This window comes from Streptomyces sp. Alt3, assembly GCF_030719215.1.
GTDB lineage: Bacteria > Actinomycetota > Actinomycetes > Streptomycetales > Streptomycetaceae > Streptomyces > Streptomyces glycanivorans.
Genome location: NZ_CP120983.1, coordinates 7596128 through 7621501 on the forward strand (window position 1 = coordinate 7596128; position 25374 = coordinate 7621501).

The window sequence follows — 25374 nt, forward strand, 5'->3', positions numbered from 1 at the left end:
CGTCAGTTCGGACCCTGTCCGCCCCCTCCCACCGGCCGAGAGCCGGACGGACCAGAGAGCGAGTCACCACATTGCCCCCTGCACCCCGGGCCGAGGCCGCGCAGACCGGCGGCCCCGCACTGGAACTGCTCGTCCACGGTGTCGGCGGAGCGACTCCGCAGGAGATGCTCGGTGACCCGCGTACCACCAGGATCACCGGTGACGCCACGGCCGCCGTGTACCGCCGCACCGAGGACGTCGGAGCCGAACAGCACCCCGAACGCCACCGGGACGGGCCCGTCGCCGAGGCCTACTGCTGGTCCAACCTCACCTCGGGCAACGGCTCCCGGGCCCTGTGGCTGCTCCTGCTCCCCTTCATGGTGGTCAACCTCGCGCACTGGATGAGGCCCGCCACGCGGGGGCACATCCGGGCGGTCAGGCTCTACGGCGTCCTGGTGCGGCTCGTCGCCCTCAGCCTCACCGTGCTGCTGACCGCGGCCGCCTGCGAGGTCGCCCTCGACCTGGTGGCCTGGCAGTGCGCCGGGACCCCCGAGTGCTCCGTGCAGCGTTCCTGGCTCGGCTTCCTGTCCGCCCGGCAGGACGGGTGGTTCGCCCAGCCCGGACGCCGCCTGGCCGTCGCCGCACTCGTGCCCACCGCGCTGGTGGGACTGCTCTGGTACCTGTCCAACCGCACCTGGAGCGCCTACGAGTCCCAGCGCCCCCTCACATGGGAGGAACCGGCCGACACGGAGACGGACGTCGACGCCGGCGCGGACGAGGACACCGAGGCGGCCACCCGGACCGGCGAACCCCTGGTGCGCCCGGCCCTCGGCAGGCCCGGCTTCTGGTACGGACGCAGGCTCGTGGCCCGGCTGCGCGCCGCGCACACCGCGGCCGGATTCCTCACCGCCGCGGCGGCGGTCGCTGCCACGACGGCCCGGTACGACCGGTCCGCCGAGAGCCCCGTGCCGGCGGTGGCCGGGTACCTGGTCGAAGCCGGCCTCGTCCTGTGCGGACTCGTCGTCGTGACCGTCGTCTGCCACCGCGGGCGCAGCGAGCGACGCCTCGACAACAGGGTCGACCGGGCCGTCACCACCTTCCTGCCCGGCACCGCGCTCGCCCTGCTGCTCTGCGCGGTCGTCCACGCCGGCTGGTCGCGTCCCGACTGGGTGTCCACGGGCGCTCTTCCCGGAGAGGCCGCATTCCGCTCACTCGCCCTCGGCCAGGGCCTGCTCGTCGTCGCGCTCGCCGTGGTGGCCCTCAGCCTCTACCGGCGCGCCCCGGAGGCCCGCACCACACTGGCCGGCCTCGGCGGCCCCGCGGTGGCCATGCTCGCCTGCGCCCTCGGGGGCGTGATGACCGGCGGGATCGCCCAGCGGGTGGCCGACTGGCTCGACGGCCCCGGCACCCCCGGCATGGGCGCGGGAGCCGACATAGAGGGACCGCCCGTCCTCCTCAGCTGGCAGGCCTCCGTCATCCCGGTCCTGCTGCTGCTCCTGGTCCCGCCGGTCCTCTGGCTGGCGGTCCGCACCCTGCGCCGCGCCCGCCGCACGGGACCCGGGATCGAGGCGGAGTACGCGGAGAAGCACCCCCAGCCCGGACGCACCCGGCAGATCGCGCGCACGCGTGCCACCGCCGCACTCACCGATGCCGCACCCGGAATTCTCGGACTGCTCTCCGCCGCCACCCTGCTGCTCGGCATCGCGGCGGTGACCTGCTCCTGGCTCACCGGCGAGGTCCCCGGTCTCGCCGCGGACGGCACCGGCCCCTTCGTCGAATCGCTCGCCGAGACGGCCCAGTCGACCGGTTCCTGGCTGACCGGATTCGGGGTCATACTGTTCGTCACCTGGGGCCGCCGCGCCTACCGCGACGTCTCCGCCCGCCGCACCATCGGCATCCTCTGGGACGTGGGTACGTTCTGGCCGCGCGCCGCACACCCCTTCGCGCCTCCCTGCTACGCCGAGCGGGCCGTCCCGGACCTCTCCTCCCGGATGTGCGCGTGGACGGGCAGCACCCGCGGCAGGCTGGTCATCTCCGGGCACTCCCAGGGCAGCGTGCTCGCCGCGGCAGCGGTGTGGCAGCTCCCCGACCCGGTGCGGCGCCGGGTCGCGCTGCTCACCTACGGTTCCCCGATCGAGCGGCTCTACGGGCGTTGGTTCCCGGCCTACTTCGGCCGGGTCCCCCTCGAAGGACTCCAGAGGTCCGTGCACTGCTGGCGCAACCTCTGGCGTGCGACCGACCCGATCGGCGGCCCCGTCCTGATCGACGAGGGGCCTGGCGGCCACGAGGTGGACCGAGGCCCGCTGAAGGATCCGCTGGTCTACGGACGCACCGTCGAACACCCGCTGCCCGAGCCGGTCCTCGGGCATTCGGACTACCAGGCCGACCCGGTCTTCGCCGTCGAGCGCACCGCGCTCCTGGAACGGCTCGGGCCCGTCGTGCCCCAGCAAGCGGGCGGGGGCACCGAGGGCCGGGACGGCCTCGCTCAGGGCAGCGCCGGGAGGTCCTCCGGGTAGAGCATGGTCAGGTCGTCCGTGCTCGGCTCGGTGAGCTGGGCGACCCGGCCCGCGTGCCGCTCCACCATGGACTCGAACGTCTGACGCGCGGTCCGGCCGTTACCGAAGGCGGGGCCCTTGGGCAGTGCCGTGAAGTACTTCAGCAGCGCTTCCCCCGTCCCCTCCGCCAGGGTGTACTCGTGCTCGTCGCTCTGCTGCCCGACGATGCGCAGCAGCTCCTCGGGCTCGTAGTCGCTGAAGGTGATGGTCCGCGAGAAACGGGACGCCACACCGGGGTTGACGGTGAGGAAGCGCTCCATCTCGTGCGTGTACCCGGCGACGATCACCACCACGGCGTCCCGGTGGTCCTCCATCAGCTTCACCAGAGTGTCGATGGCCTCCCGGCCGAAGTCGCGGCCGGAGTCCTCGGGCGACAGGGCGTACGCCTCGTCGACGAACAGGACCCCGCCGCGCGCCCGGTCGAACGCCTCCTGGGTCCGGATGGCCGTGGATCCGATGTGCTCGCCGACCAGATCGACGCGGGACACCTCCACGAGATGGCCGTGCTCCAGGACACCGAGCGAGGCCAGGATCTCCCCGTACAGCCGGGCGACCGTAGTCTTGCCCGTGCCGGGGGAACCGGTGAAGACGAGGTGCCGGCGCACCGATGCCGCCTTCAGGCCTGCCAGCCGGCGGCGGCGGCCCACCTCGATCATGTCGGTCAGCGCCCGCACCTCGCGCTTGACGCTGTCCAGGCCCACCAGCATGTCCAGTTCACCCAGCACGGTGCCGGCGTCGCGCGCGGGTTCTTCGACGGGCGGTGAGGGGGTGACGGCGGCGGGCTCGGCGGTTCGCCGGCCCGGCAACGCACCCAGCAGCCCGGGTGTGGTCTGCGTCGCGGTGAGGACCGCCGGGGCCGGGGGAGTGGCGCCGCGCAGACCGCTCTCGTCGCTGGTGCAGTCCTGTGCCACGGGACCCACCGTGTGCCCGTCGCCGCCGGAGGTGTCCGGGAACTCGTAACCGCCGCGTGCGCAGCGCTCCGTGCGGCAGCGGGTCAGCGTGGACCGGCAGCCGTCCATCACATGGAAGCCGTAGCCCTCGCTTCCCGTGACCCGGCAGTTGTCGAAGGTGCCCCGGCCCTCGGCGGAGACGTAGAACCCGGCCTCCGCGGGCGAGGTGACCGTGCACCGCTCGATGGTCGGGTCGGCGCCCTTGGTCACGATGACACCGGTCTGCGCCGCGTCGATGGTGCAGTTGTTCAGCGTGCCGCCGCTGCCGTGGTCACGGAACCACGCGCCGGTGGACGCCTCCCGGATCCGGCAGTCGTCGAGCTGGGCGGTGGCCCCGTCGCTGACCGAGACCGCCGTGTTGCGGATCTGGGACAGATCGCTGTCCACGACATCCGCACGCGAGCCGCGGTCGAGGACGAAGAGGGCGTCGGGCACGTCGTGCACACGGCACGAGTCGAGTATCACCGTGGCCCCGTCGCTGACCCACACCGCCGGATAGTCGCCCGTGCTGTCGTGGATCTCGCACTGGTTGGCGTCGACACGGGTGCCCGGGTCCCAGACCGAGAGACCGTTGCGGCCGAATCTGCGGACGGTCGAGCGGGTCAGGGTGAGCACCGAACGGGACCGCAGGTCGACCGCGTTCTCCGGAATATCGTGGATGTCGCAGTCCGCCAGTGTGAGGACCGCGTCGGTGTCCAGGGTGACCCCGTCGGCTGACGTGCGGTGCACGGTGCAGTCCGTGAGGTGTGCGGTGCCGCGGGAGGTGACCTGCACACCGCTGCCCTTGATCTCGTACACCTCGCAGCCCACCGCCTCCAGGCCGCTGCCCTCCCCGGTCACGCTCAGTCCCGCACCCGAGGCGTGGTGCACACGGCAGCGTTCGAGCCTCGGGTGGGCGCCGTCGCGCACCGCGATGCCGGACTGCCCCGAGGAGACGATCTCGCACTCCTCGAACACCCCGCCGGCGCCGTCGAGTACGGCGATGCCCACGCCCGCCGGGTTGTCGACCGTGCAGCGGCGCACGGTGGGCCGTGCCGCGCCCCGCACCTCCATGCCGGCGGCCGACCTGGTCACGATGCGCACGTCCGACAGTTCGGGAGCACCCTCCTCGACCAGCAGTGCGGGTGCGGCGGAGTCCTGGCCCTCCACGTGCAGGTCCTGGATCACGGCGGAGGCGCGGACGGTCAGGGGGACGCCGTCGGCCGGGGCGATGCGTACGGACCCGGCGGACCCCTCAGGCCCGCGCAGTGTCACGGCGCGGTGGACGACGAGATTCTCCCGGTAGGTGCCCGGGGCGATGGTGAGGACGTCACCGTCCGCTGCGGCCTCCAGGGCGGCTGTGAGGGAAGCGTATTCGCCCGTGCGGCGCCGCCATCGCGATGTGCCGGTGTGCGTCACCTGGACCGTGCCCTGTGCCATGGTGCTGCTGTGCCCCCACCTCGTGCCGTGTGCGCTGCCTCGTACCTGTCCGCGTGAGCCGCCGGTCCACCGGCAGCGCTCCCGCCCGCCTGCCGAGGAGTCGGGCGGGCCGGTCCACCGTAGCGCGCGCGACGGGTGTGAGTTGACGGGTCGGCGGCCCGAAGCCCTACTCAGCCGTGCGAGAGGGAAACCCGCGCCCCGGATGTCAGCTGCCCGTACCCGTTCTGCCCCAGTCGGGGCCGACTTCGGCCCAGGCGCGGTCGAGCCGGGCGTACCGCCGTTGCATCATGCGCCATACGACGAGCCTGCGGACCGATTCGGTCAGACCACCCGCCAGCAGCGCCGCACCGATTCCCGCGAGCACCGCGTGGGTGTGGGCCGAGGAGAGGTCCATGGGGCGCATCACCAGGTTTCCCCGGGCGTCCGTCCAGACCTCGATCGGGGTGCCGGGAGCCGTCTCCGTGGACGCCGTCGACACGGTGCCCGTACGTGTCGTACCGTCCGGGGCGAGCCAGTCCGCTACCACCGACCGGCGCATGGAGTCCTCGGCGACGGCCGCCTCGGGGTCCCGGGCGAAGCGGGATGTGCCGGGGGCCGCGCGCACCACGACGGCCGCGGTGAGACGGCGTTGCTCGTGCTGGGCCCGCACGGCCTGCCGGAGGGCGTCGTCCGTGAGTGAACCGGCCTTCCAGCCGAGCAGGGGTGCCGCGAGCAGCATCAGCAGCAGCGCGGCCAGCGCCACCCATGCCTCGTGACGGTCGGTGGCCCGGCACACAGGATTGCGCCGCCACCGCCGGATTCCCAGAACCGTTCGCACAGTCATGCACCCCCTTTCCTTCCGTGATAACCCGACAGGGCTGCGAATGCCTCCCCGGGCGGCGAAGAGAGAGCAACCTCACGCGGTCAACACACCTCGCACGCGCCGGAGTTCCCCATCGCGGTCCTGGAGGTCAGTCGAGCACGCGCACCGGGTCCCCGACCCTGACCGTCCCCGTGCCCTCCGGGATCATGTTCTGGCCGAAGAGAAGATGCCTGCCGTCCCTGCGGTGCCGCGCGAGTGTGCGCAACGGCTCCTTGCCCCGCTCGGCCGTCCGCTGGTCGGTGGTCGTGACGACGCACCGGCCGCACGGCTTCACGACGCGGAGGACGACCTCCCCGATCGCGATCCGCTTCCAGCCGTCCTCGGCCCAGGGCGCCGTGCCGTCCACGACAACGTTCGGCCGGAACCGGTCCATCGGCAGCGGGCCTTCCTCAGGATGATCCCCCAGGGCCACCCATGAGTTGAGTGCGTCCAGCGAGGCACGCGTGGTGAGGAGCAGCGGATAGCCGTCGGCGAGCGAGACCGTCTCGCCGGGCCGGCCGAACTCCGGATCGACGGGCCTGCGGTGCGACGGCGCGTCGAGATGGACGAGCCGGACCTCCGCACCGAGGCGCGCGCCGAACCAGGCGTGCGCCGACCCCGCCGCCACGGTCACCTCGACCTTGCTCCGGTGCAGCTCCGCGACGACCGAGCGGTCCGGGCCGGGCACCTCCACCACCAGCGACGGACTCCCGGACGCCGACAGAACCACTCCGCCACCGGGCAGGGCCTCGGCGGACAGCTGCGCCATGCGGGGCTGCTGACGCTGGGTGACCACCCTGTTCTCGGCGTCGATCAGCATCCAGCGGCGGTCGCCGTCGAGTCCCCACGGCTCGACCACGGCCTCGTCGGCCGCACGTGCGGCCAGCGACTTGACCGGATGAACGAACACGGCGCCGAGTGCGGGGGAGAGCATGCCTCCATCCTGCCAGCCGTCACCGGCCGTGCTCGGCAGCGCCCGTCAGTACCCCCGGCTCTGGTACGGCCGGTTGTACGGGTCCTCGTACGGCGACTGCGACTGTGCCGGAGCGGGGGCCGGCCTGGGTGACGCGGGGCGCATCGCCTCGTACCCCGTGCCGGGCCGCTGGGGCTGCTGCTGCGGCTGCTGGTAGCCGCGCGGCGCCGACGGCTGCTGCGGGATGTACGGCGCCGGGGCGTGCTGCAGCTGCGCGGGCTGCATCATCGGCGACTGCTGCATCCCGGCGCTCTGGTACTGCGGCTGCGCCGGCTGCTGCGGGTAGCCGTAGGAACCGGTCTGCTGCGACGGGGCCGCGGGCAGGGCGGGGAGCGCCGACGGCAGGGCCGGCAGGTAGCTGTTCCCGGTGTCGTAGGCGGCCGGGACCCGGATCGGCGCGATCTGAGGGGTCCCCCGCTCGGCTACCAGGGAGTCGTAGATCGGGGTGTCGGGGAACGACGGCGCGGCGTAGTAGCCGCTGCCGTAGGTGGAGCGGGGGGAGGTCATGAGACATAAGTTAAGCCCACGATGTGCCGGTTGGGGAGCCCCAATCTTGGGGTTATCCGGTTTACGCTGCATTTGTCGGCCTGACCTGCATGGACACGGGTAAAGCCTCTGTTAACACCGGGGCATTTTCCTTGGTGGACCCTGTGGCCGACCCGAAGCGGCGGACGGGCCGCGATAGACGGACGCCTGGGTGACGTTCGCAGGGACGGGGACTTCGTGGGCCGGAGAGGCCCCGACTTCGACACCCCTCGTGCTGTAGCTGCGGGCTTGTGATCGCACCGGGCGGCTTCGGTCAGCCGGTGGGGGCCTTTCGGAAGCAGAGCCCCAGGAATACGGGGATGGTGCTCCACCACGTCTCGAAGTCGGTCCACTCGTCCTGCCCCCTGTCTCCTGCGGTGTCCGGGTGCTGGGGTGGTTCCCGCATGTCGTCTAGATGCAGCCCGTGCCGTGCGAAGGCGTTGACGTACCAGCTGACGGGCCGGTGGAAGTACCGGTGCCCACCGAAGTCCGGGAGGATGCGGGTTTCGTGCTCCAGGTAGCCGGTGACCTTCCTGTAGCGCTCTCTGGTGACCGGGTCCTCCACGCGCTCACGCATGTAGAACGCTGGATGCGGCATGGAGGCGAGGAAGAGCCCTCCCGGGCGCAGGGCGACGACGGCGTCCCGCAGCAGCCTGTCGAGATCGGCGATGCACTGCAGGGAGAACCTGGCGACCATGGCGTCGTACCCGGCGACCGCTCGGGCAGACCCGAGGCCGTCCACCAGGTCGGCGGTGTGGAAGGTGAGACCGGGATACCGCGAGCGGGCCTGGGCGATCATCGACTCGCTCCCGTCGACCCCGCTGGCCTCCGCGCCTAGGGCCGCCAGCGATTGGGCGAGCCAGCCGTGACCGCAGCCGACGTCCAGCACGGACCTGCCGGACAGCGGCCGCAGCCGTTCGTGGAAGAAATCCGTCAGGTGATGGAAACTGGACGTGGCGCGCCCGTCCGCGAGTTCGATGTAGCGGTCGGCGATCCGATCCCAAGTCACGAGGTCTTGCGAGGCCGGGCCGTCGTACGTCGCGTCTGCCATGGATCCACCCTCCACCGTTCCCGTTGTCTTCCACATGGCTCATCCGGCGGTGCCGGCTTCGATCTGTTGCAGGGTGCGGTACTGAGCCCGTAGGTCGCGGTGGGTGAGCCAGCTCGACGTGCTCTCGCGGTAGCTGAAGCTTCGGTCGGTGGCCGGTGCGCCCTGGACGAGCAGGGTGAGGGTCTCTTTCCGGATCTCGGCGAGCCGGTGCACCTCCAGTGGGTGCATGACGATGGTGTCGCCCGGCCGCAGGGTACGGGAGTCCACCGGTTCCGGCGGCCCCGTCGGCAGTTCCAGCCCGCGCAGCGAGCGGTAACTATCGTTGCGATAACCGCCGTTCAGTACGACGGACACGAAGGGGTAGCGGTGGTTGTGCGGCACTTGGGCGTAGCGCACGCGCAGTTCCTCAGGTGGGCGGTACTGGTGCAGCCATACCCGTATGGGATTTCCCGCACCTGCGGTCAGGTCGGCGAGGTTCCACTTGAAGTGGGTAGGGGTTTCGTGCGACCGCCGTTCCACCTCGCCGTAACGGCCGGCCTCCCAGGAGAAAATTTGCCGCAGGAGCGAGGCGCGGTGGCTGAACGCCTCGTGGAGCAGCCCCGCGATCCCGGTGGCGGGGAACGTGCCGCCAGGCGAACCGGCGACGATGTCCATGAGCGAACCGTAGAGTCTGTCCTCATCCATGTCTGCCCGCCGCTTCCAGGGATTGCAGGCAGGACAGGCCCTGCTCGATCGTGTCGATGATGAAGGGCTCCAGGCCGAACGGGCGGAGCTCGGAGAGCCTCAGCCAGCGGTGGTCCTGGCTGGACTCGTCCAACTGCACCGAGCCGTCCAGATCCGTGACGACGTAGTTGAGCTGGACGTTGTGCAGGCTGACGCCATCCTTCTCACTCATGAAGCGGGAGGATCCGACCAGGGACCGGACCGTGCCGCTGAGCCCCGATTCCTCCTTCAGCTCGCGCAGCACCGCGTCCTCCAGTTCCTCCCCGAACTCGATCTTTCCGCACGGCACGCCCCACGCGCCCGGCAGGAACTTCTCCCGCTCACTCCTCTGCAGGAGCAGGACACGGCGGTCGCGCACCGCGATCGCCGCCACGAGCACACTGAATCGCTGACCTGGCATGTGCTGACGCCTTTCTGATTGCTGCTGATGTTCGAGATCTCAGCTCAGCGCGTCCCTGATGAACGCCTCTTCGAACCGGCCATTTCGTTCTCGGATAGCTGCGAGAACCCCCTCGTCCGCCTGCGACATGCCGCTGAGCCGGAGTGCCCGTAGAAGTTGTTCGTCCGTCGTCCGGCGGTCAAACACGAGTTTCTTTCCGCACAGGTCGTAGACACGCTCGCCCTCGAGGCGCTGAAGCATGTAGACGACGGACTCGTTCGAGTAGCGCTGGGTTCCGGGAAAGTGGGAGCGCAGACCGGCATCCATGTTGTAGATCGAGACGTACACGTCGCTGTCGAACATCTCCACGCGCATGACGGAGGAGACAGCGGCGCTCAGCCCGATTTCCACGCGGACGCGGCTGCAGATCCCATGGAGCGAGACGAGGGAGCTGAAGGTCTCCTCCCGTAGCCCGTCCTTGATCTGCTGAAGTGTTCTTCCCGCGTACTTGGGGTTGCTCAAGCGATCGGCGGCCCGGGCGGACAGGGCCTCCTCGGACCGGGGATCGATCATCACGACGCGGACCCTGGTGATCCGGTCTCCGTCGCGTCTGACCCGGGGGGCCACATACTTAGCGCTCGCTCCACGAAAGGTGTAGCTCCCTGACGCCTCCAAGGAAGCGGTCAGATCGGAGTTGAAGCGATTGCCACGGTATTCTTGGGTCGGCGCGTAGTCCCGCAAGGGGAGATAGCGAGCGTTCAGTTTCCTGAACTCCGAAAGGATCGCTTCCTGTTGGGTCTCCAACTGGCCAGAGAGCTGGGTCTGCAGAAAGCGGTCGTGCTCGGCGTCGAGCAGCCAACTGATGATGAGCGCGAACACGGCGGACCCGGCGATGCCCGTTCCGAGCGCACCGATCTGCTGGGCCTTTGACGTCTCGTGGTCGAAGCTGATCAAGCCGACGGAGAGCAGCAGGCTCAACAGGATGACGACCAGGAAGGCGTAACGCCGCAGCCTGAGCCGATCGGTGAACCGATCGCTGCCACGTCTCCCCGGTGTAGCAGTCACCGATCCTCCAGGACCTCGGAAGCACACAGGGAGTCCACTGACCACTCCCGGTGCAGACGGAAAGAGCCCACGCCGTGCTGGCGCCGGGTCACTCCATGCTGCTGCGGACTTCCCGCGAGAGGGAGAGGTTGGTGAGGCCTTTACCAGGAACGGCTGAAAATGAGCTGTATAGACGTATGGTGCGGCGGTGAACCCGAACGGCTGCCACTGAGAGTGCCCCGAGGGGATCGCCGTCCATCGCCAGGACATTGCACGGTATCGCGAGTGGACATGTTCATGCCGAGCCCGCCTCCCATGCGACTCCGGTTTTTCATCGAGATCCGTCGAGGGCTGATCCGGTGTCTGATAACGGTCTATGGGGTTGCGTTTCCCCCTTGATGAGGGTCCAGTTCCGCAGGAGTGCCATGGAGGCCGTCACGTGCCGGGGGACGGGCCACCGCCTTCTCGGTGCGTCGCCGCCTCGCGAACGGCGCGGCCGGTAAGGGCAGGCAGCGCACGGAGCGGGGGCATCGTTCGTACCGCCGGTGATCAGCTGGCCGGCGCCGCTCCCGCCATGACCGCGACAGTCCGCATTGCCGCGCGTCCGGCGCCCGATGATCGTGCCAATTCAATTCCAGAAAGGCCGGGTGCCACGTCCGTACGCATGCACTGTCTCTCAGGAAGGGGAATCAGTCGGTGACCTCGCTGAATTTCGTGTCAACGGACCAGCTCTGGCGGAGTCTTGGCGCGTACGCGTGGCGGACTTCTCGCCACCGCCTGGGGCCGGGTGAACCGGCCGGTGCACCCGGCCGCGGAGCAGTTGACCATCAGAGTGGTGGATCGGGCGATTCTACGGTTTCCGCACGGAATGTGGAGTCCAGTACCGTCGGATCGCCGGTATCGCTCCCGTCGGGCCGAGGGCCCACCGGCGGGCCGGGCACTAGGTTGGCGGGAGACTCTCCGGGCAGCCGGACTCGTGATGGGGGCGAGCATGACCATGCAAAAGGGAACCAACGTCGGGGTACCGGCTCGGGCCGTGCGGGTCGAACTGGGCCGGCACACCTCACCCGGGGCACCCGATGTGGACGCCTCGGCGCTCCTCCTCGTGTCGGGGAAGGTGCGCAGCGACGCCGACTTCGTCTTCTACAACCAGCCGGCGCACGGATCCGGCGCGGTGCGCCACGAGGGCAAGCGGACGGCCGGGGGAACCGTCACGGACAGCCTCACGGTCGACTTCGCGCGGATCGAGCCGGCGATCGACCGCGTCGTGATCGCGGCCTCGGCGGACGGCGGCACCTTCGGACAGGTGACCGGCCTCTACGTGAGGATCGTCGACCAGGCGAACGGCTCGGAGATCGCACGCTTCGACACCGCCGACGCGACCGTCGAGACCGCCTTCATCCTCGGCGAGCTCTACCTGCGCCAGGGAGCCTGGAAGTTCAGGGCCGTGGGACAGGGGTACGACACCGGACTCGAAGGCCTCGCCACGGACTTCGGGATCTCCGTCGACGAGCCCCAGCAGGCGTCGCCGCCCCGGCCGCCGCAGCGGGCTCCCCGGCCTCCCGCACCCCCGGCCGCACCCCAGGCGGCCCCCGCGCCCCCGGTCGTGCAGGCCGTGAGGCTGACCAAGGTCACGCTGACGAAGGACGCACCCTCGGTGTCGCTGTCGAAACAGGGCGGCACGTCGGGAGCGCTGCGCGTCAACCTCAACTGGGAGGTGCGCAAGCAGTTCAGGAGCTGGGGCGCGAAGCTCGGCAGAGCGGTCGCCGTGCACGCGGACCTCGATCTGGATCTCTGCGCACTGTACGAACTCACCGACGGGCGCAAGGGAGTCGTCCAGGCGCTCGGAAACGCCTTCGGCTCCCTCCGGCAGCCTCCGTACATCCACCTCGACGGGGACGACCGCACCGGTGCGGTCTCCACCGGCGAGAACCTCACGGTCAACCTCGACCACAAGGACCAGCTCCGCCGTGTCCTGATCTTCGTCACCATCTACGAGGGCGCCCGGAGCTTCGCCGATCTCCACGCCACGGTCACCCTGCAGCCGCAGAACGGAGCGGCGATCGACTTCTCCCTCGACGAATGCACCGTGCCGTCCACCGTGTGCGCGCTCGCGCTGATCACCAGTGACGGGCGGGACCTCACCGTGCAGCGCGAGGCCCGCTACCTCGTCCCCGAGAGAGGGGTGAGCCCCCAGCGGACCATCGACGCGGCCTACGGCTGGGGCATGAACTGGACCCCCGGACGCAAATGATCCCCGGGGCCCGCCGCCGCTCCGGCGGCCGGGCTCAGGGCTCCGGCGCGGCCTCGGGGCGGGCGTACGTACGTCCCTTCCAGGCCGCGCCGAGCCCCCTGTGGTGCCGCACCGCGGAGTCCACCGTCATCAGGAGGTAGAGGACAGCGGTGAAGGGCAGCAGCGGCGCCGGCCACAGCGACTGCCGGTAGTACCCGAGCATGGGCACGTAGGTGCCCGCCATCACCGCCCAGGCCGCCCCGCCCGCCACCGCTGCCACCGCATCGCCCGTCAGCAGCCCGGTGACCAGCGTGACGGGCGGTGCGACGTAGACCAGACCCAGACCGAGGACGGTGCCGGCCAGCAGCACCGGGCTGTGCCGCAGCTGCGCGTACGCACTCCGCGCGACCATGTCCCACAGGTCGGCCAGCCGCGGATAGGGCCGCACGCTGTCGACCCGGTCGGCGAGCCCCAGCCAGATACGGCCGCCGCCGCGCCGGACCGCACGCGCCAGCGACACGTCGTCGATCACCGCCTGACGGATGGACTCCGGGACACGCGCCCGCTCGGCGGCCGCGGCACGCAGCAGGACGCAGCCGCCCGCCGCCGCGGCGGTCCGCGACCCCCTCGCGTTCACCCGGCGGAACGGATACAGCTGCCCGAAGAAGTAGACGAAGGCGGGCACGACCAGCCGCTCCCAGGTACTCGTCACCCGCAGCCTCGCCATCTGCGAGACCAGGTCGAAGCCGTCCTCACCCTCGGGACCGGCCGCGGCGACGAGTTCCCGCAGGCTGTCCGGCGCATGAGCGATGTCGGCGTCCGTCAGCAGCAGGAACTCGGGCCTCCGCTGCCGGGCCAGAGCCATCCCGTGCCGCAGCGCCCAGAGCTTTCCCGTCCACCCCGGCTCCGGTTCACCGGGTGTCACCACCGTCAGCGGAAGCCCCCCGCACCGCGCGGACAGCGCGCGCGCGAGCTCCCCCGTACCGTCGCCGCTGCAGTCGTCGACGAGGAAGATCTCCGCCTCCCCCGGATAGTCCTGGGCGAGCAGCGACGGCAGGCTCACCGGCAGCATCTCCGCCTCGTCCCGCGCGGGGACGACCACGGCCACCGAGGGCCAGCGTTCCGGGTCCCCGCGCCGTGGAAGCCGCTGGTCCGTCCGCCAGAAGAACCCCTGGCCCAGCAACAGCCACACCCACACGACCAGCGAACCCACGGCGATCCAGGCAACGGCGCTCATCCGTCGAAGTGTGCCCCACTCCGGCGGCGCCGCAAGGGCTGTCGACTATGGTGACCGGGTGAAGATCGCACTCATGGACTCGGGAATCGGCCTGCTCGCGGCAGCGGCCGCGGTACGCCGACTGCGGCCGGACGCCGATCTGGTGCTGTCCTCGGACCCCGGCTCGATGCCCTGGGGGCCGCGTACCCCCGAGGACGTGACCCGGCGCGCGCTCGCCGTGGCACAGGCCGCCGCCGCCCACCGGCCGGACGCGCTGATCGTCGCCTGCAACACCGCCTCCGTCCACGCGCTGCCCACCCTGCGGGCCGAACTGGAGCCCGGCCTCCCGGTCATCGGCACGGTGCCCGCGATCAAGCCGGCCGCCGCGGGCGGTGGCCCCTTCGCCATCTGGGCGACGCCCGCGACCACCGGAAGCTCCTACCAGCGCGGGCTGATCAACGACTTCGCGCGGACCGTGGACGTGACCGAAGTGCCCTGCCCGGGTCTCGCCGACGCCGTCGAGCACGCCGACGAGGAGGCGATCGACCGGGCGGTGGCGGCCGCCGCTGCCCTCACCCCGGCGGATGTCACGGACGTCGTCCTCGGCTGCACCCACTACGAACTCGTGGCCGAACGCATTCGCGCCGCCGTCGAGCGCGACCGGCCCGGCCGGGCGCCGCTCGTCCTGCACGGTTCCGCCGACGCGGTCGCCGCGCAGGCACTGCGCCGTGTCGGAGCGGCTCCCGCTCCGTCGGCCGAACCGACCGGCACCCTCACGGTTCTCCTCGCCGGACACGCCGCCGGACTCCCCGTACCCGCACTGGCCTACGCCGAGGGGCTGCTGCTCAAGGCCGTCAGCCCCGCGATCTGACCGTCCGAGGCCACCTCGCCGGGCCGCGCGTCCCGTCCCCGCCTCGCGGAACGTGGGTACGCTGCTGGGCATGACGGACCATCCCCGTAACGCGCGGCACGGTTCGAGCCAGGTCCCGAGCACGGTCTGGACGGGACGGGCCACCAACCGCTTCCAGTGGCTGCTCGCGGCCGTGGGGGCGGCGTGCCTGGCACTCGGCATCGAACTGGCCGTCGACTCGGCCTGGGGCGGCGGGTTCGCCCCCCTCCTCATGTCCGTCATCGGCTGTGTCGCCGCCGGGCTCCTGATCCTGTTCGGGACCCTCGCGTTCGTGCATGTCGCCGTGAAGGTCGACGGGGACGCCCTCGAGGTGCGCTGCGGTCACGCCGGGCTCCCCAGGCGCCGGATCCTGCTCACCCATGTCGTGGGCGCGGAGTTCGCCCCCAAGGTCACCCCGCGCCAGTGGGGCGGCTGGGGCTACCGCTGGCGGCCCGAACAGGGCACGGCCGTCGTCGTGCGCCGCGGGGAGGCGCTGGTGCTCCGGCTGGGGGACGGCAGGACCTTCACCGTCACGGTGGACGACGCCGAGGCAGCCGTGCGCTTCATCCGCGACCGCCTGCACCTCACGGCCACCGGGAAGACCCCGGCGCCCTGAGCCGGCTGGGCGGAGCGGCTGCCGGGCCCACAGCGGTCCGCCGTAGACTCCGGCAGGTGAGCGCCACCATCACCACCGTCGAACCGCCGCCCGCCCCCGCACCCCGCAGCAGCACGCTGTGGCCACGGCTCGCCCGGCCGGCCGCGGCCGTGCTGTCCGGAGTCATGCTCTACACGAGCTTCCCGCCCCGGCCCCTGTGGTGGCTGGTGCTGCCGGGCTTCGCACTGCTGGGCTGGGTCCTCTCGGCACGCAGGCCGCGCGCGGCGCTGGGCCTGGGTCTCCTCGCGGGCCTCGGCTTCATGCTGCCGCTGCTCCACTGGACGGGGGAGGAGGTCGGCCCCGTTCCCTGGCTCGCGCTCGCGCTCGCCGAAGCGGTGTTCATCGCCGTCGGCTGCGTCGGCGTAGCCGCCGTCTCCCGGCTCCCGTACTGGCCGGTCTGGGCAGCTGCCGTCTGGACCCTCGACGAGGCGTTGCGGGCCCGCGTACCCTTCGGCGGTTTTCCCTGGGGCAAGATCGCCTTCGGCCAGGCCGACAGCGCGTTCCTCCCGCTCGCCGCACTCGGCGGGACCCCGCTGCTCTCGTTCGCCGTCGTGCTGTGCGGCTTCGGGCTCCTCGAGGCCGTCCGGCAGGTCCGCCGCCACCGCGCCACGGGCACCGTGCCGCGCTCCGCCGTCGTGGCCGCGGCCGTCACCGTGGCGGCTCCCGTCGTCGCGGCTCTGGCGGCCCTCCCGCTCGTGGACGACTCGCCCGAGGACGGCACCGCCACGGTGGCCGCGATCCAGGGCAACGTCCCGCGCCTGGGACTCGACTTCAACTCCCAGCGCCGGGCCGTCCTGGACAACCACGCGAACCGGACCGAGCAGCTCGCCCGGGACGTGAAGGCGGGGAAGGTCCCCCAGCCCGACTTCGTCCTGTGGCCGGAGAACTCCTCGGACCTCGACCCGTACCGCAACGCCGACGCCCGCGAGGCCATCGACAGGGCCGTGCGGGCCATCGGCGCCCCCACCGTCGTCGGCGCCGTCCTCACCCCCGACACCGGGCCGCTGCGCAACACGCTGATCGAGTGGGACCCGAAGAGCGGCCCCGTGGACACCTACGACAAGCGGCACATCCAGCCGTTCGGCGAGTACATGCCGATGCGGTCCGTCGCACGTGTCTTCAGCAAGGACGTCGACCGGGTGCAGCGGGACTTCGGCCCGGGCCGCAAGGTCGGCGTGTTCGACCTCGCGGGCACGAAGGTCGGGCTCGTCACCTGCTACGAGGCCGCCTTCGACGACGCCGTGCGCGACACCGTCAAGGACGGCGGACAACTGATCGCCGTGCCGAGCAACAACGCGACCTTCGGACGCAGCGAGATGACCTACCAGCAGCTGGCCATGAGCCAGGTGAGGGCGGTCGAGCACGGACGGTCCGTCGTCGTGCCCGTCACGAGCGGCGTCAGCGCCGTGATCCGGCCGGACGGCACGATCGTCGAGAAGACGAAGATGTTCACCCCGGACGCGCTGGTCGACGAGGTGCCCCTGCGGTCCTCCCTCACGCCCGCGACCCGGATGGGGGCCCTGCCGGAGGGCGTCCTGGCACTGCTCGCCCTGGGCGGTCTCGGCTGGGCCACGGCCCGGTCGGTGCGCGCCCGCAGCGCGCGGAAGACCGCGGCGGCCGGTCCGGGGGACGTCCAGGCCGGCACGTAGGCTCCTGGCATGGGTACTCCAGACTTCATCCGTGACATCCGCGCCACCGCCGGCCACCAGCTGCTCCTGCTGCCGGGAGTGACCGCGGTCGTCTTCGACGACGAGGGAAAGGTCCTGCTCGGGCGCCGGTCGGACACCGGCAAGTGGTCGGTCGTCGGCGGCATCGGGGAGCCGGGCGAGGAGCCCGCGCTGACGGCGGAGCGCGAGGTGTACGAGGAGACGGCGGTGCGCTGTGTCGCGGAGCGGGTCGTGCTCACCCAGGCACTGAAGCCGGTGCAGTACGCCAACGGCGACCGCTGCCAGTACGTCGACATCACCTTCCGCTGCCGGGCCGTCGGGGGAGAGGCCCGGGTGAACGACGACGAGTCGCTGGAAGTCGCGTGGTTCGACGTCGACGCCCTGCCGCCGCTGAGCGAGTTCTCGCTCTTCCGCATCAAGCAGTCCCTCACCGACGGCCCCACCTGGTTCGCGCGCACGCCGGAGGCCTGACGGGCCCGGCTCCCCGGAACGCGGTGGAGGCGGGCCCTTCGCCGGCGTCGGTTCAGATGCTCCGGGCGTCGGCGGGCAGTGCCGTGCTGTCCGCCGACGCCCGTCCGGCCCCCGGCTCGATCTCCGTGAGGTCCCTGTTCCTGGTCTCCTTCGCGCAGACGATCGCCAGCACGGTGAGCAGCGAGGCGGCGATGACGTACAGCGAGATCGGCGTCGAACTGCCGAAGTCGGCGAGGAGCGCGGTGGCGATGAGGGGCGCCGGGGCGCCCGCGGCGACCGACGAGAACTGGGCGCCGATCGACGCCCCCGAGTAGCGCATCCTCGTCGCGAACATCTCCGCGAAGAAGGCCGCCTGCGGTGCGTACATGGCACCGTGGAAGACGAGCCCGACCGTCACGGCGAGCAGCAGGCTCCCGAAACTCCTGCTGTCGATCAGCGCGAAGAACGGGAACATCCACAGCGCCACACCGATGGCACCGACCAGATAGACGGGCCTGCGCCCCACGCGGTCGGACAGCGCACCCCACAGCGGGATCACGGCGAAGTGCACGGCGGACGCGACGAGTACGGCGTTGAGAGCCGTCTGTTTGCTCAGCTCCGCGGAGGTCGTCGCGTACACCAGGATGAACGCGGTGATCACGTAGTAGCTGATGTTCTCGGCCATCCGGGCGCCCATGGCGATCAGCACATCGCGCCAGTGATGCCGCAGAACGGCGACCAGGGGCATCTTCTCGGCCGGTGCGGCGGACGCCTTGCGCTGTTCGGCCTGGGCCAGTGCCGCCTTGAAGACGGGCGATTCGTCGACGGAGAGCCGGATCCACAGCCCGAGGATCACGAGCACACCGGAGAGGAGGAAGGGAATCCGCCAGCCCCATGACTCGAATGCGGACTCGGACAGGAGCGCGGTGAGGGCGGACAGCACCGCGGTGGCGAGCAACTGCCCTGCGGGCGCGCCCGTCTGCGGCCACGACGCCCAGAACCCACGCCGTTTCGCGTCGCCGTGTTCCGACACGAGCAGCACGGCACCGCCCCACTCGCCGCCGAGGGCGAACCCCTGCACCAGGCGAAGGACGGTGAGCAGGACGGGCGCGGCCGAACCGATGGTGGCGTGCGTCGGAAGGAGCCCGATGGCGAAGGTCGCGCCTCCCATCATCAGCAGGCTGAGCACCAGCAGCTTCTTGCGCCCGAGCCGGTCGCCGTAATGCCCGAACACCAGGGCCCCGATGGGGCGTGCGGCGAAGCCCACGGCGTAGGTGAGGAAGGACAGCAGGGTGCCGACGAGCGGGTCGGAATCGGGGAAGAACAGCTTGTTGAACACCAGCGCGGCAGCGGAGCCGTAGAGGAAGAAGTCGTACCACTCCACCGTGGTCCCGACGAGGCTCGCGGCGACGACGCGCTTGAGGTTTCCGGGGGGCGGCGGGGCGGTTGCTGCGGATGCCATGTGCACCACTTCCAGGCGGGGAGGGGACGTCTGCGTGCTGGCACAAGGTAGGAACACGCATGTCAGTGGCACATGTGGTGGGGCACCATACTTTCGCGGTCGTGTGTGGTTGCGCTGTGCCCCGTGTCAGGACGGGAGGGGCCGAAGCCCCGGATGTGACGCGGGATCGGCCTCCTGGGCCGGGACCGCTGCTGTGATCTTCAGATGTCCGTCGGTGCGAACAGTGCCTGGACGGTTTCGGTGGCCAGGTCGCGCAGCCAGATGTGGGCGCGGTCGTCCTCGTAGCGCTGGTGCCACAGCAGGTACAACGAGACCTCGGGCACCGGGAGTGGCAGTGACAGCGTGAGCAGGCCGAGTCGGTCCCGGGTCCCGCGGGTGACCGCGTCGGGGAGCGTGACCACCAGGTCGGTCTCGCGGGCGAGTCGCAGCGCGAAGGCGGCGGTGGGCCCGGCGGCGACGACGCGGCGCTCGAGGCCGTGCGTGGCCAGAGCGTCGTCGATCGGGTCGTGCAGGCTTCCGCGACGCGAAATGGTGAGGTGTTCGGCGGCCGCGTAATCCTCTGGGTTCAACAGCCCCTCGGCGAGTGGGTGGCCTGCCCGGACGGCGACGACCAGCCGGTCCGTGCCGACATGGCGGTGGCGGATGTCGGGGAGTGTCGGCCGACTGGAGCTGGATTCGAGGTCGACCTCGCCTCGGCGCAACTCGGCGTCGTCGGAACCGGGTTCGGCCGAGAGACGCAGTCGGACGCCGGGTGCCTGCCGGTGGACGGCCGTCGTCAGGGCGGTGCCGCAGGCCGCGGTCAGGGCGTCGTGCCAGCGCACGGTGAACACCCGGTCCAGAGCTGTCAGATCGAGCTCTTGCTGCGCGGACAGAAGGTGGTGGGCCTGCTGCACCAGCGCGTGGACGTCGGCACGCATGGCCAGCGCGCGGCTGGTGGGGACCATGCTGCGGCCGGTGCGGACCAGGATCTGGTCACCGGTCGCCTTGCGGATGCGGCCCAGGGAGCGGCTCATCGCCGGTGCGGTGACGTGGAGGCGGGCCGCGGCACCGGCGACACTGCCCTCTTCCAGAAGGGCGTCCAGGGCTGTGAGCAGGTTCAGATCCAGTTGCATGAAAGTAACTCTACAAGTGACAAGCATGCACTTGCCGGTAATCGTGGAGCGGCCTACTTTCGAAGGGCGGGGCAAGGAGATCTCCCCGCTTCCACCTATCCCAGGGACCCCGTGATGAGCTCAGCCATGCCTCTTCCCGCCGACGCCGCGCTCCTGCCCGATGTGACGGCCGCGGTGAGGACCGCAGGCACCACGCTGCGCGACCGCTACACCTCGCACGCCCGCGGCGTGAGTCTGAACGAGGTCGTCGATGAGATCCACGCCAACGACGACGCCGTACTGGACGTGCTGCGAGAACCGCTGCTGCGGGCCAGGGACGGATCCCGGTGGGCCGAGGACGAACTGGCCGGCGGTACGCTCCCGCCCGGCGAGTGGTGGGTCGTCGACCCCGCCGAGGGCAACATCAACCACGTCCACGGCATGGAGGACTGGGCCGTCACCGCCACCCTGGTCCGCGACAACCAGCCGGTTCTCACCGTCGTCCACCTGCCGTTGACCGGCGACACCTACACCGCGGTCGCCGGCTTCGGTGCCCGCCTCGACGACCGGCCCCTGAAGGTGTCGGCCAAGACCGACCTGGGCGCCGCACTCGTCGGCACCGGTCAGGCCAAGCCCGGCGAGGACGCGCGCACCTTCCGGCGGATCGGCGACTCCGTCACCACCATGCTCATCAGTGGCCTGGTCGTGCGTGTCTCCGTGCCGGCCACCATGCAGCTCATCCATGTCGCCGCCGGACGCACGGACGCGTTCTGGCAGTTCTCCGACGTCCGCTCCGGCCTGGTCGCCGGTGCGCTGCTGGTCTCCGAGGCCGGGGGCACCGTCACCGATCTGGCGGGCGAACCCTGGCACACGGGCAGCCGCGACTTCCTGGCCTCCGCCCCCGGCGTCCACGCCGCCGCGCTCACGGTCCTGTCACCCATCGCCTGACCGGACGCCCCGCTGTTCCCACCCGAAACCGCAAGGAGCATCACCTCATGACGAACATCGGCATCCTGGGCAACGGCCGGGTCGGGACCAACCTGGCCGGCAAGCTCGCCGCAGCCGGGCACCACGTCACCCTCGGTGCCCGGAACCCGGAAGGCACCGAGGCCCTCGCCGCCCCACGGATCACCTTCGCCGACCAGCGCACCACCGCCCGCACCACGGACATCGTGATCAACGCGACGCCCGGCGGCAGTTCCCTGGACCGGCTCACCGGCCTGCGCACCGAACTCTCGGGAAAGATCCTCATCGACGTCTCCAACGCCACCCGTGACGGCGATGACGGTCTGCCCGGCGACCTGTGCCACCCCGGCAGCAGCCTCGCCGAGAAGCTCCAGGCCGCGCTCCCCGACACACGGGTGGTCAAGACGCTCAACACCATGCTCTTCATGGTCATGACCGCGCCCGAGACCCTGGCCACCCCACCGACCGTCTATGTCTCGGGCGACGACGACGACGCGAAGAAGACCGTCACCGGCCTGCTCGGCGACCTGGGCTGGCGGCCCGGCTGGATCGAGGACCTCGGTGGCATCGGCACAGCCCGCGCCACCGAGGCCATGATCCTGGTCGTGCCCCACATCCTGCGCCGGCACGGCTTCCAGCCCTTCGCCGTCTCCCTCGCCCGCTGACCCCTGCACCACGGACCGCCTCCGCCGCCCGGTCCGCGTGGAGGGAACCCTGGACGTCGGTGCCGGCGCGCGGAGAGTCCTGCTGGTCGTCGCGGGCGCCGCTTCGCGGACCTCGTCCGCGACGGCCTGCATCCGTACGGCTGGAGTCCCACACACACCACTGCCGGGCCGTCATAAATCTGACGTATGCTCAGGTGATCAACTGCCTGTGGCGGCAAGGCTCTTCGGAGGGCACAATGCGGCGCATGCCGCATCCTTGCCCGGGAGAGCCACCGGCCCCATGAGGGCGCGGACCAGCCGTGCGGGCGGGTAGGTCATCCCAGGAGGAATTCCCCGCCGTGCATTCCCTTACCGACTCCGATCCGGTCAGGATCGGTCGCTACCGTCTCACCGGCCGTCTCGGCGCAGGAGGTATGGGTACCGTCTACCTCGGCAGTACCCCTGGTGGCCGGCCAGTCGCGGTCAAGGTCATCGGTGACCGGTTCCAGTACGAGGAACAGGCTCTGGAGCGGTTCCGGCGCGAGGTGGGCACCTTGCACACCGTGCGCAGCGCCTACACCGCTTCACTGATCGACTCAGGCCTGGAGTCCCCGCCCTACTGGTTCGCCACCGAGTACGTGCCCGGCCGGACCCTGGACTCCGCGGTGCACGCATCCGGCGCGCTGCCCGCGCGGCTCTGCCTCGGCATCATGGCCGCGCTGGCCGAGGGGCTGTCGGACATCCACGTTCGCGGTGTCCTGCACCGGGACGTCAAGCCGCAGAACATCATCCTGTCGCCGGTGGGCCCGCAGCTCATCGATTTCGGCATCGCCCGGGAGGCCGGGCAGGCCGCGCTCACCCAGGTCGGTCACACCGCCGGCAGCCCCGGCTTCACGGCTCCCGAGGCCCTGCAAGGGGAAGAAGTCGGGGTCGCCGCGGACGTGTTCGCGCTGGGCGCCACTCTTGCCTTCGCCGCGACCGGCCGCCCTCCGTACGGCGACGGCGCCTTCCCGGCGGTCGCCTACCGCACCGTCCACGGCGACATCGACCTGGACGCGGTCGACGCCGGACTGGCCAGGATCATCGCGGCATGCACCGATCGTGACCCGGCCCGGCGACCGGTACCCGGGGAGATCGTGGAACTGTGTCAGTCACACATCTCCCTGGCTAACGATCCGGCCTATCAGAGGATCGCCACCCCTGACATGACGGCGGGCGTCACAGCCCTGGCCCCCGTGCCTACGGCACTTGACGCCTCCGCGGTGGGCCCCGACGTGCCGGCGTCCGCAGTTCCGACAGCCACGACCCCCGTGCAGACACCGACGGAGGTCGTGCCGGCTCACATCCTTCCGGCCCCCGCCCTGCCGCTCGGCGGAGCCAGGAGTCACCGTGCGTGGCGGCGCCCGGCCGTTGTGGCCACGACCGCGGTCGCGGTCGTGTGCATGGTGGCCGGGGCCCTGGCCGTCCTTCAGCCCTGGCAGAGCGTGGAGGGTGCCGACGGGGCGAAGGCCGAGGGCGCAGCGACTTCGATGCCGTCGGGAGAGAGGGCCGAGCCCGACGACAACCCGGACCGCTCGGCGGACATGGCCTCGGACGGCAGAGAGGAGACGTTGCCGATGGAAAGGACCATCACCCCGCCGATGAGCCTGCGGCCCGGTGAGGAGGTCGCGGCGGCGCGGGTCTGGCTCACCCTCCAGCGGGACGGCAACCTCGTCGCCTACGACGAGACGAACCAGGCACGCTGGGACACCGAGACCAAGGGAACCGGCGCGCGCGTCGACTTCCAGCCCGACGGCAACCTCGTCGTCTACGACGCGAATGACCAGGCCGTGTGGGCCAGCCTGACGAGCGGGCACGAGAACGCGGTGCTGAAGCTCCAGAGCGACGGAAACATCACGATCCTCGACGGCACATCAGCCCTCTGGGCCTCCGGCACGGATCACTGACCCGTCGGCCGCCCCGCGCGCACTGCCCGCGGGGCGGTGCCCGGCAGTCGATCGGCCCTGTGTCCGCACGCTGCGTCGACAGGATGACCGCCCCGAGTTCCGGAACCCAAGGGCTGTTCCGGGCCGGGGCCGTGCAGGCGCCTCCAGCCCGGCGGGGGCGTCGAGCCGCTCGCGCGGCATCACGACGTGGACGCTCACGCGCCGGTCGTGTCGGTCCCGGTGGTCCTGGTGACGAGTTCGATGAGTGCGTCGGCGGCCGGACCGGAGGATGCGGGGTTCTGCCCCGTGATCAGAAGGCCGTCCCGCAGGACGTACGGCGCCCAGTCGTCGCCCTTGGAGTAGTCGCCGCCGAGCCGGACGAGTTCGTCCTCGACCAGGAAGGGGACCACCTCGGTGAGCTGGACTCCCTCTTCCTCGCTGTTGGTGAACCCGGTGACCTTCTTGCCCCTCACCAGTGGTGTGCCGTCCGCGTTCACCGCGTGCCGCAGGACACCGGGGGCGTGGCAGACCAGAGCGAGCGGCTTGCCGGCGCGCAGGGTGGTCTCGATCAGGCGGACGGAGGTGGTGTCCTCGGCCAGGTCCCACAGGGGGCCGTGGCCGCCGGGGTAGAAGACTGTGTCGAAGTCGTCGACGGCCACGGAGTCGAGGCGGACGGTGTGGGCGAGAGCGGCCGTGGCCTCGGGGTCGGCTTCGAAACGGCGGGTCTCGTCGGTCCGGTTGGCCGGCTCGTTGCTCTTGGGGTCCAGCGGGGGCCGGCCGCCCTGGGGAGACGCGAGCACGAGGTCGATGCCGGCGTCCTTGAAGCGGTAGTACGGGGCGGCAAGCTCCTCCAGCCAGAATCCGGTCTTCCTGCCGGTGTCGCCGAGCTCGTCGTGGGAGGTGAGGACGATGAGGACCTTCATGATTACTGCTCCTTCGAGTGGTGTACCGGCCGTCCCGGATGAGTAGACCGGTCGTCTATGAGTGGCGATCGTGCCGCGCGAGGGCGCGGTGCGGTGAGTGGTGCCCAGGCGGCAGAGGCTGCTAAAGGTGCAGGAGCCGGCGGGTGACCGTCGTGGTGGTGGCCAGGGGGGTGATGTCGCGGTGGATCTTGGCCATGACGCTTGCGCCGAGCCACATGTCGTACAGGACCTGCGCGGTGGTGCGGGCGTCGTCGTCGACCGCGAGCGAGCCGTCCTCCAGGCCGGCGGTGATCGCCTGCTCCAGGCGGTCGACGATGGCGGTGGTGCCTTCCTTGAGTGCGAGCCGCATCGACTCCGACAGGTCGGAGACCTCCGCGCCGAGCTTGACGGCCAGGCACTTGCCCTGGCACTCGTCGACGCTCTGCGTCTCGCGCCAGTTCTGCCAGTAGTTCATCAGCCGCTGCGCCGAGGTCGTGCCCGGCTCACCGAGGATGCGGTCCATGTCCGCGAGGTAGTCGCCGAAGTATGACCGCATCATCGCCTCGCCGAAGGCGTCCTTGGAGTTGAAGTAGTGATAGAAGGACCCCTTGGGGACTCCGGCCTCGGAGAGGACCTCGTTGATCCCCACTGCGGCGAATCCCTTGCGGGACATGATCCGCTGAGCCGTGTCGAGAATGCTGCGACGGGTGTCCCCCTGGGTGACTGGCATGCGTTCCACCCTATCTGTGAATAGACCGGTCGTCTAGTCGGGGTCGGCGGCACCGGTGTGTGCCGCGTTCCGATGTGCAGGACTATACGACCGGTCTACTTAGGC

General features: G+C 70.9%; 22 protein-coding genes. 9 read left to right on the plus strand and 13 right to left on the minus strand.

Annotated elements, in window-relative coordinates; all coding sequences use genetic code 11:
• Window positions 1-71: 71 nt before the first annotated feature.
• Window positions 72-2495: a hypothetical protein gene (locus P8A20_RS33655; RefSeq protein ID WP_306104864.1), complete on the plus strand. Its 2424-nt coding sequence runs from the start codon at window positions 72-74 to the stop codon at window positions 2493-2495.
• Here P8A20_RS33655 and P8A20_RS33660 read toward each other — a convergent pair.
• From P8A20_RS33660 to P8A20_RS33695, 8 genes are all read right to left on the minus strand, one after another.
• Window positions 2465-4903 (minus strand): right-handed parallel beta-helix repeat-containing protein, encoded by a 2439-nt coding sequence (locus P8A20_RS33660; RefSeq protein WP_306104865.1) that lies wholly within the window; start codon window positions 4901-4903, stop codon window positions 2465-2467. The genes P8A20_RS33655 and P8A20_RS33660 overlap by 31 nt on opposite strands.
• A 205-nt stretch (window positions 4904-5108) precedes the next feature.
• A complete protein-coding gene (locus tag P8A20_RS33665) occupies window positions 5109-5726 on the minus strand; it encodes an Rv1733c family protein (protein WP_147962678.1) in 618 nt (205 codons plus the stop codon).
• A 127-nt stretch (window positions 5727-5853) separates the two neighbouring features.
• Window positions 5854-6678: an MOSC domain-containing protein gene (locus P8A20_RS33670; RefSeq protein ID WP_147962679.1), complete on the minus strand. Its 825-nt coding sequence runs from the start codon at window positions 6676-6678 to the stop codon at window positions 5854-5856.
• Window positions 6679-6723: 45 nt separating this feature from the next.
• Window positions 6724-7224 carry a DUF6643 family protein gene (locus P8A20_RS33675; protein WP_147962680.1) on the minus strand — a complete coding sequence of 167 codons (501 nt, stop codon included), beginning with the start codon at window positions 7222-7224 and terminating at the stop codon, window positions 6724-6726.
• Window positions 7225-7516: 292 nt separating this feature from the next.
• Window positions 7517-8293 (minus strand): class I SAM-dependent methyltransferase, encoded by a 777-nt coding sequence (locus P8A20_RS33680; RefSeq protein ID WP_306104866.1) that lies wholly within the window; start codon window positions 8291-8293, stop codon window positions 7517-7519.
• A gap of 39 nt (window positions 8294-8332) precedes the next feature.
• Entirely contained in the window at window positions 8333-8977 is a 645-nt protein-coding gene (locus tag P8A20_RS33685) for a hypothetical protein (protein ID WP_306104867.1), read from the minus strand.
• Complete coding sequence (locus P8A20_RS33690; protein WP_147962683.1) at window positions 8970-9416, minus strand: NUDIX hydrolase; 447 nt, start codon at window positions 9414-9416, stop codon at window positions 8970-8972. Before P8A20_RS33690 ends, P8A20_RS33685 begins: the two co-directional genes overlap by 8 nt.
• A 39-nt stretch (window positions 9417-9455) precedes the next feature.
• Window positions 9456-10460 (minus strand): hypothetical protein, encoded by a 1005-nt coding sequence (locus tag P8A20_RS33695; RefSeq protein WP_147962684.1) that lies wholly within the window; start codon window positions 10458-10460, stop codon window positions 9456-9458.
• Window positions 10461-11418: 958 nt separating this feature from the next.
• On the opposite strand from P8A20_RS33695, the gene P8A20_RS33700 reads away from it, so the two are divergent.
• The gene (locus P8A20_RS33700) at window positions 11419-12693 is read left to right on the plus strand and encodes a TerD family protein (protein ID WP_306104868.1); all 1275 of its coding nucleotides are present in this window, start codon (window positions 11419-11421) and stop codon (window positions 12691-12693) included.
• A gap of 34 nt (window positions 12694-12727) precedes the next feature.
• On the opposite strand, the gene P8A20_RS33705 is transcribed toward P8A20_RS33700, so the two are convergent.
• A complete protein-coding gene (locus tag P8A20_RS33705) occupies window positions 12728-13909 on the minus strand; it encodes a glycosyltransferase (RefSeq protein ID WP_147962685.1) in 1182 nt (393 codons plus the stop codon).
• A gap of 58 nt (window positions 13910-13967) precedes the next feature.
• Here P8A20_RS33705 and P8A20_RS33710 point away from each other — a divergent pair, with 58 nt between their 5' ends.
• The 4 genes from P8A20_RS33710 to P8A20_RS33725 all read left to right on the plus strand — a co-directional run bounded on the left by P8A20_RS33710 (window position 13968) and on the right by P8A20_RS33725 (window position 17570).
• Window positions 13968-14759: a glutamate racemase gene (locus tag P8A20_RS33710; RefSeq protein ID WP_187282349.1), complete on the plus strand. Its 792-nt coding sequence runs from the start codon at window positions 13968-13970 to the stop codon at window positions 14757-14759.
• Between the two features lie 70 nt (window positions 14760-14829).
• Window positions 14830-15393 (plus strand): hypothetical protein, encoded by a 564-nt coding sequence (locus P8A20_RS33715; RefSeq protein ID WP_147962687.1) that lies wholly within the window; start codon window positions 14830-14832, stop codon window positions 15391-15393.
• 56 nt (window positions 15394-15449) lie between these two features.
• A complete protein-coding gene (gene lnt / locus P8A20_RS33720) occupies window positions 15450-17081 on the plus strand; it encodes an apolipoprotein N-acyltransferase (protein WP_147962688.1) in 1632 nt (543 codons plus the stop codon).
• 9 nt (window positions 17082-17090) lie between these two features.
• Entirely contained in the window at window positions 17091-17570 is a 480-nt protein-coding gene (locus P8A20_RS33725) for an NUDIX hydrolase (RefSeq protein ID WP_147962689.1), read from the plus strand.
• Window positions 17571-17622: 52 nt separating this feature from the next.
• On the opposite strand, the gene P8A20_RS33730 is transcribed toward P8A20_RS33725, so the two are convergent.
• Together P8A20_RS33730 and P8A20_RS33735 are read right to left on the minus strand one after the other, a co-directional pair.
• Entirely contained in the window at window positions 17623-19011 is a 1389-nt protein-coding gene (locus tag P8A20_RS33730; protein WP_306104869.1) for an MFS transporter, read from the minus strand.
• A 200-nt stretch (window positions 19012-19211) separates the two neighbouring features.
• Entirely contained in the window at window positions 19212-20123 is a 912-nt protein-coding gene (locus tag P8A20_RS33735; protein ID WP_147962691.1) for a LysR family transcriptional regulator, read from the minus strand.
• Window positions 20124-20237: 114 nt separating this feature from the next.
• On the opposite strand from P8A20_RS33735, the gene P8A20_RS33740 reads away from it, so the two are divergent.
• The 3 genes from P8A20_RS33740 to P8A20_RS33750 all read left to right on the plus strand — a co-directional run bounded on the left by P8A20_RS33740 (window position 20238) and on the right by P8A20_RS33750 (window position 23658).
• Entirely contained in the window at window positions 20238-21050 is an 813-nt protein-coding gene (locus tag P8A20_RS33740) for an inositol monophosphatase family protein (protein ID WP_147962692.1), read from the plus strand.
• A 47-nt stretch (window positions 21051-21097) separates the two neighbouring features.
• The gene (locus tag P8A20_RS33745; RefSeq protein ID WP_147962693.1) at window positions 21098-21733 is read left to right on the plus strand and encodes an NADPH-dependent F420 reductase; all 636 of its coding nucleotides are present in this window, start codon (window positions 21098-21100) and stop codon (window positions 21731-21733) included.
• A 338-nt stretch (window positions 21734-22071) separates the two neighbouring features.
• Window positions 22072-23658 carry a protein kinase domain-containing protein gene (locus P8A20_RS33750; RefSeq protein WP_306104870.1) on the plus strand — a complete coding sequence of 529 codons (1587 nt, stop codon included), beginning with the start codon at window positions 22072-22074 and terminating at the stop codon, window positions 23656-23658.
• Between the two features lie 194 nt (window positions 23659-23852).
• Here the strand turns inward: P8A20_RS33750 and P8A20_RS33755 are convergent, their stop codons facing one another.
• Together P8A20_RS33755 and P8A20_RS33760 are read right to left on the minus strand one after the other, a co-directional pair.
• Window positions 23853-24560 (minus strand): type 1 glutamine amidotransferase domain-containing protein, encoded by a 708-nt coding sequence (locus P8A20_RS33755; protein WP_147962695.1) that lies wholly within the window; start codon window positions 24558-24560, stop codon window positions 23853-23855.
• Between the two features lie 121 nt (window positions 24561-24681).
• On the minus strand, window positions 24682-25269 hold the full coding sequence (locus P8A20_RS33760; protein ID WP_306104871.1) for a TetR/AcrR family transcriptional regulator: 588 nt from the start codon (window positions 25267-25269) through the stop codon (window positions 24682-24684).
• Between the last annotated feature and the right edge of the window lie 105 nt (window positions 25270-25374).